This window comes from Sutterella sp., assembly GCF_052272535.1.
Taxonomy (GTDB): domain Bacteria; phylum Pseudomonadota; class Gammaproteobacteria; order Burkholderiales; family Burkholderiaceae_F; genus Sutterella.
Map to the genome: position 1 here is coordinate 1 of NZ_DAVZJY010000203.1, position 4,173 is coordinate 4,173.

The following is a 4,173-nucleotide window of genomic DNA, read 5'->3' on the forward strand; positions in this document are numbered from 1 at the left end:
TGAGCGTTGGTCAAGTGGAGAATCCCCGTCCTTCAGGGCGGGGAGTGCGTCAAGCTTCCCCTCAACGACCTCACGCGTGAAGACCTTCGGCTTCTGCTCCTTCTGAACGACACGCAGTCCCTCACGCGCACGGCCATGACGCTCGCCTGGCTCACGCCCAAGGCGTCTCGCAGGCTCGCGCATCTGCGCGGCATTTTCGAAGACGGCCTCTTCGTGCGCTCGGGCAACTCGCTCGTGCCGACCCAGCGTATGGCCGAGCTTCTGCCCCGGGTGCAGCAGGCGACCGAGGCGATGGAGAGGCTCACCCGCGAGGACGCCTTTTCCCTGCAGTCGCTTGCCCGGACGGTAGCCTTCGAGATGGTGGACAACGCCGCGTGCGTGCTCCTCGCCCCCGTCATTCCGCTTCTGCATGCGCGGGCCCCGAGGCTCAAGATCCACATCCGGCCGACGGCCGGAATGCCGCTCGAGAATCTCTGGGACGGCTCCTCGGACCTCGTCTTCGGCTTCGACATTGATCAGGACCTCCCGGGCAACATCCGTTCGCGCAGATTGTTCTGCAGCCGCCACGTCGCGGTGGTTCGCGCCGGTCATCCGCTCACCCGGCGGGACTGCGGCGGACCCGTGTCCGCACGGGAGCTTGCCGCCCATCCGTTCGTCTCGATCTCGCTCCCGAAGTGGCGGTCCATCAACCGCAACATCGACATCGCGTGGAAGGTGCCCAACCCGAACCCGATCCTCGTGGAGACGCCGTACTTCATGTCGGTGCCTGCCGTACTTCCTCGAAAATTCGGACGCCTACGCGCTCCTGCCGCGCGAGGGCGCCCGACTGCTCGGCGAGCATCACCGGCTCTGCAGCTTTGAGACCCTTCCTGAGGAGATACGCGACTGGAATCCCCAGATCATGTGGCACGTGCGCAGCCAGGCGGACTTTCCGCTGCAGTGGATCTGCTCGGAGATTTCAAGACACTTCGCGGCGCTCTACGACGGGCGCCCGAAGTCGGCCCAGGAGGCCGCACGCAGTGCCGCCACGACCTGACGGCCGCCCGGCCGTCGCCTGACGGCGTCGCGTCATACAAAAACGCCGCGGCGGGAAGGCTCCGGGAGGAGCTTCGCCGCAGCGGCGGTTTGTGGTTTGGCGGATTCCCTCCACGGGGCGGCGCACTGAGGAGCACCGCGCCCGAAGTGGGAGTGGTCGGATATCAGTTGAAGGCCTTTTTGAGGTCAACCGGCATCGCCTGGTAGCCTGAGGTGCTCTTGAACTGGATTTCAACGGAGGGCTCCTTCGCACCCCACTTGAATTCGTTGATAAAGGGGTTCGGAGCTGACGTGAAGGCGCCGGTCTTGAGGTCGTAGTTCGCACCAGCGGTCGCCGAGTAGGCGAAGACGGAGTCCTTGTCCGCGTAGTACTCGGTAAGCGACGTCACCGGGCTGTACCACTCGTGGCCGCGGTCCTTGCCGTACTCCCAGATCTGCTCGACGGTCATCTTCTTCTGGTCGATCTTGAAGATCACCGCACGCGAGTACTTCATCTCGGGCAGAGCCGGCTGCTCCATGCCGCGCGCATCGCCGTTGTCGAAGACGGAGAGATAGAAGACGTCGGCGTTGGACTTCGAGTCGATGCGCCAGCCGGTGTGCTGCGTCCACGTCCAGTCGAAGTCGCCCTCGCACTTGGAGTTCTCGCACTTGATGGGCTTGCCGTTCTTGTCAACGGGCTTGAGGACCTTGTCGGCGAACTTCGGGCCCCAGCCGTCGGGCGATCCCATGATCCACTTCACCTGGTGGTCGCGGCCGATCTTGATGAGCGCGGACTGGTGGCGCGAGCTGATGATGATCGAGTCGTCGGTCGGGTCGTAGTCGACCGAATTGACGTGGGCCCAGTTGCGGCCCGCGCCCGCGCCGACGATGTCGCCGAAGTTGTCGGTCTTGTCGAGCTCGGCCAACTGTTCGGCCGAGATCGTCTGACCCGCCTTCGAGGCGTCGATGTTGAGGCAGACGGCGCCCTGGTCGAGGGCCTTCAGAACGTTGTTGCGGTACGGATCAAGGATGTCCCAGAGACGCCATTCATCGACAACCGTGCCGTTCTGGTCCACTTCGATGATCACGTCGCGCACCGTGCGCACGTGCTTGCCGTCCGGACGGGCGTGGTCGGCCGACGCGACGCGCAGCAGGTAGTTGCCGTTCTGCATCGGGTCCATCGCGTGCGAGTAGTCGGCGTAGCTGTCGGGCAGGCGCCGGTTGAAGATCTCGCGGCCCATCAGGTCGTACTTCACGTAGCGCTGGCCGTAGCCCCAGGTGAAGGCGCCGTCCTTGTTCTGGCGGAAGCCCATCATGATGCCGGCCTTGTAGAGGTTGTCCGGATCGTAGATGCGCGAGGGTTCCATGTACCAGCGGATCTCGCCCTTCGTGTCGTAGATGGCGTTCTGCGGGTAGCGGTTCCACTCAAGCGCGCCGCCCATGGGGTTGTTCCAAACCGCGCGCGTGGTGTTCGGGGTCGCGGCGATCATGTTGTTGATGAGGTAGAGGCGGTCGCTGAAGGCCGGATCCATCTTCTTCACGTTGGCCTTCGGGAAGACGGAAGTGACGCCCGCGTAGCCGGCGGTGGCGATGTTCGCCGGACCCGCATAGATGCGGTAGACCTCCTTCTCAACGCGCTCGCTCTTGCCTTCCGTCGTCTTCGTGTACGACACTTCAACGGTGTTGCGCCAGTCCGGATAGAGGCCGAAGACCGGGATGCCGCCGTGCGTGCGGACTTTGGCGTCGCTCACGGTGTACTCGATCTCCTGGCCGCCTTCCTTCGGCACGATGCGCACGGAGACGTCCGTGACGGTGTAGCCGCCCGAGCGGATCACGGCCGTGAGCGGCGCGATGCCATAGGGGTTGAGCATCACGGCGCCGATCTTGCCGGTGGTCGGGTAGTTGACGTGCGCGCCCGAGGCGCCGCCCATGGCGAAGGCGCCCGACGAGAGGGCGAGGGCGCCGAGGATGCCGGCGGTGAGGAGGGTGGTCCGGAACTGCATTTTCTTCTCCTGAGATTCGAGTGTTTGCCGTCTCTGCGGAGTCCCCGGGCCGTTCACGGGCCCGGAACGGGCTTCTCAGAGCTCCTTCCGTTGATCTAGGCGAAAAGTCTAGGTAGAGTGCGTTGCGCACGAAATGCCGACTTCCCAACAGGATTTTTCGAAACATGACGAAAGGCTCTTGCGAAAAGCCGATTTGGTCCGAACTCTCGCTCGGCGACCTCCTCTTCTTCCTGAGCCTCATGGAGACGCAGAACCTCACGGAAACCGCGAAGCGGGAAGGCATGAGCCTCTCGACCGCCTCGCGGATCCTCAGGAAGCTGCGCGAAGTGCTCGACGACCCGCTCTTCCTGCGCTCCTCGCCCAACCTCATCCCGACGCGGCGCGCCGCGGAGCTCGAGCCCGGCGTGCGTTCGCTCGTCACGGGCGCCCATGCGCTCGAAAAGCCCGAGGTCTTCCGCCCCGCAGGGCTCGACCGAGTCTTCCGCATCGCCGTCGCCGACAACGCCGTCTTCGCCGTCCTGCGCGGGTTCGTGAAGGACTTCTTCGCCGCCGCCCCCAAGGCGGGCATCGACTTTGTGCAGTTGAACGAGGAGCTTTTCGAGAAGCTCGCCTCGGGAGAAATCGACTGTGCGATCTACCCCTCGAGCCGCGCGGTTCCTCAGGGCGTGCACACGCTGCGGCTCTTCGAGGTCGGCTACGCGCTCTGCACTCGGCCCGACCATCCCGCGGCCCAAGCCTGGCGCGCGTCGGGCGAAATCCCCTGGAACCTCGTGCGCCGCTGCCGGAAGATCCGGGTGAGCAACCGCGGCGCGACGCACTACGAGATCTATTCGCTCGATGAGAAGACGGTCTTCGGCGAGGCGTTCCTCGAGCGGGCGGTGACGGTGCCCTTCTTTCTCGCCGTGCCGGGGCTCCTCGCGGAAACGGACTTCGTCGCGGTGCTGCCGCTGCAGACCGCGCGGATGATGGCCGAAGAGGGCAAGGTCGCCGTGATGCCGCTCCACCCGCATGACGACGGTCGCAGCCGGGAGAGCTTCTGGACGCGCCTCATCTGGCATGAGCGCCTCGAGCGCGATCCGGCGATGGTCTGGCTGCGCGGCCTCATGAAGCTCTCGACCGCCAGGGTGGGCGGCTGCGTCGATCAGGCGGATTCCTG

At 65.0% G+C, this 4,173-nt stretch carries 4 protein-coding genes; 3 read left to right on the forward strand and 1 reads right to left on the reverse strand.

Annotated elements, in window-relative coordinates; all coding sequences use genetic code 11:
- Positions 1 to 6 precede the first annotated feature (6 nt).
- Positions 7 to 861 (forward strand): LysR family transcriptional regulator, encoded by an 855-nt coding sequence (locus tag ACT6Y9_RS09075; protein WP_443744294.1) that lies wholly within the window; start codon positions 7 to 9, stop codon positions 859 to 861.
- 40 nt (positions 862 to 901) lie between these two features.
- A complete protein-coding gene (locus ACT6Y9_RS09080; RefSeq protein WP_443744295.1) occupies positions 902 to 1,036 on the forward strand; it encodes a hypothetical protein in 135 nt (44 codons plus the stop codon).
- Positions 1,037 to 1,199: 163 nt separating this feature from the next.
- On the opposite strand, the gene ACT6Y9_RS09085 is transcribed toward ACT6Y9_RS09080, so the two are convergent.
- A complete protein-coding gene (locus ACT6Y9_RS09085; RefSeq protein WP_295477905.1) occupies positions 1,200 to 3,017 on the reverse strand; it encodes an aryl-sulfate sulfotransferase in 1,818 nt (605 codons plus the stop codon).
- A 164-nt stretch (positions 3,018 to 3,181) separates the two neighbouring features.
- Here ACT6Y9_RS09085 and ACT6Y9_RS09090 point away from each other — a divergent pair.
- A partial coding sequence (locus tag ACT6Y9_RS09090) for a LysR family transcriptional regulator (RefSeq protein WP_443744296.1) occupies positions 3,182 to 4,173 on the forward strand: 992 nt, incomplete at its 3' end.